The 2,477-nt window shown below is 60.9% G+C and carries 1 protein-coding gene; it reads right to left on the reverse strand.

What is annotated here, in order from left to right; all coding sequences use genetic code 11:
- Positions 1–2,427: type I DNA topoisomerase (gene topA / locus RTX98_RS02535; RefSeq protein WP_312794333.1), on the reverse strand; the 2,427-nt coding region annotated here is incomplete at its 3' end.
- Between the last annotated feature and the right edge of the window lie 50 nt (positions 2,428–2,477).

Consider the following 2,477-nt stretch of genomic DNA (forward strand, 5'->3'; position numbering starts at 1 on the left):
CTTGCCGAAGTTCACGTAAGGACCGTAGCGGCCTTCGCGCACGGTGATCGCGCCGCCGCCGTCAGGATGCTCGCCGAGATCCTTCAGCGCTGCAGGCGTTCCGCGTTCACGACCACCGCCCTTGGCTGCCTTTTCAGCGATCACCGACACGGCACGATTGATGCCGACGGAAAACACGTCTTCGATCGTCTCTAGGTTGGCGTATTTGCCGTCGTGCAGCAGGAAGGGACCATAGCGACCAAGGCCGGCCGAGATCATCTTGCCGCTTTCCGGGTGCTGACCAACATCGCGGGGGAGTGCCAGCAGGGCCAACGCCTTTTCGTGGTCAATCGAGTCGGGGGTCCACCCCTTGGGCAAGCTCGACCGCTTGGCTTCCTTGCCGTCGCCGCGTTGGACGTAAGGGCCAAAGCGACCGCTCTTCAGCGTAATTTCCTCGGCCGTGTAAGGGTCTTTGCCAAGCACACGATCACCGGACTCGCTTTCACCCGAGCCGTTGTCATTGCCGGCATCGCCGAGCTGACGGGTAAAGGAGCATTCCGGATAGTTCGAGCAGCCAACGAAGGCGCCGAACTTGCCGAGCTTGAGGGACAGTTGACCGTTTCCGCATTTGGGGCAACTGCGTGGATCCGTACCATCACCCCGATCCGGGAACGCCAAGGGCGCCAGATCTTCGTTCAGGGCGTCGAGAACTTCCGTGACGCGCAGTTCCTTGATGTCAGCCACAGCTGCGGAGAAGTCGCGCCAGAAGTCGCGCAACACGTCTTTCCAGGCGAGCTTGCCGTCAGAAATCTCGTCGAGTTTTTCTTCGAGGCCGGCTGTGAAGTCATACTCCACATAGCGGTCGAAGAAGCCTTCCAGGAAGGCTGTGACGATGCGACCCTTGGAGTGCGGCGTCAGCCGGCGCTTGTCGACGGTGATGTATTCACGGTCTTCCAGCGTCTTCAGCGTGGACGCATAGGTCGACGGGCGGCCGATGCCGAGCTCTTCCATCTTCTTGATGAGCGAAGCTTCGGAGTAACGGGCCGGCGGCTCGGTGGAGTGCTGGGTGGCCACGATCGACTCGCGTGCCATCGTCTCGCCGGAGCGGATCTCGGGCAAGCGACGGCCGTCCTCATCTTCCGCGTCGTCTTCTTTCTGGTCGGTATAAGCGGCAATGAAGCCATCAAAGCGCACCACAGAACCAACGGCGCGAAGCGTCGCAGCGCGCGAACCGTTCCTGGCCTCGATCTCGACGGTCGTGCGTTCGATATCGGCCGCCTGCATCTGGCTTGCGATCGCGCGCTTCCAGACGAGTTCATAGAGCCGCGCCTGGTCGGCATCGAGATATTGCCGCACGGAGGCCGGCGTGCGTGAGAAGTCGGTGGGGCGCACGGCTTCGTGTGCTTCCTGCGCGTTCTTCGCCTTGGTGGAATAATGCCGCGCCTTTTCCGGCAGGTACTTGTTGCCGAACTGATCGACGATCGCGGCACGTGCGGCTTCAATGGCCTCAGGCGCCATCTGCACGCCATCGGTACGCATATAGGTGATCAGGCCGGTGGTCTCACCGCCGATCTCGACACCTTCATAAAGACGCTGCGCAACCTGCATGGTGCGCGATGCGCCGAAACCGAGCCGCGACGAAGCAGCCTGCTGCAGGGTCGAGGTCGTGAAGGGCGGGCCTGGATTGCGCTTGGTGGGCTTGGCTTCAACCGACAGCGTCTTGAAGTCGGCGCCTTCAAGCATCGTCTTGATGTCGGTCGCCTGTTCCTCGTTCTTGATGTCGAGGCGCTGAAGCTTCTTGCCATCGAAGCCCGTCAGCCTGGCTTCAAAGCCGTCACTGCGCGGTGTCTTCAGGTTGGCCGCGATGTTCCAATATTCTTCGCGAATGAAGCGCTCGATCTCAGCTTCGCGGTCGCAAACGAGCCGAAGCGCGACGGACTGGACTCGGCCGGCAGATCGTGCGCCGGGCAGCTTGCGCCAAAGAACCGGGGACAGCGTGAAGCCGACGAGATAATCGAGCGCACGGCGAGCGAGATAGGCTTCAACCAGCGGACCATCGATGTCGCGCGGGTTGGCCATCGCATCAAGAACAGCGTTCTTGGTGATGGCGTTGAAGACGACGCGCTTGACCGGTTTGTCCTTGAGCACCTTCTTTTGGCGCAGAACTTCCAGCACGTGCCAGGAAATGGCTTCACCCTCGCGATCCGGATCGGTTGCGAGAATCAGGCCGTCAGCGGATTTCACTGCGGCAGCAATTTCGGACAGGCGCTTGGACGATGCCGTGTCGACCGACCACGACATGGAGAAGTCTTCGTCCGGCAGAACGGAACCATCCTTGGCTGGCAGATCGCGCACGTGGCCGAACGATGCCAAAACCTTGAAGTTCTTGCCGAGATACTTGTTGATCGTTTTCGCCTTGGCAGGCGACTCGACGACGACGACGTCCATATTGTTGTTTGCTTTCTCTGCTGCGGAGGGTGAGTTCCGCTGATCGGCTT

Source organism: Tianweitania sp. (assembly GCF_032053605.1).
In the GTDB taxonomy this organism is placed as follows: Bacteria; Pseudomonadota; Alphaproteobacteria; order Rhizobiales; family Rhizobiaceae; genus Tianweitania.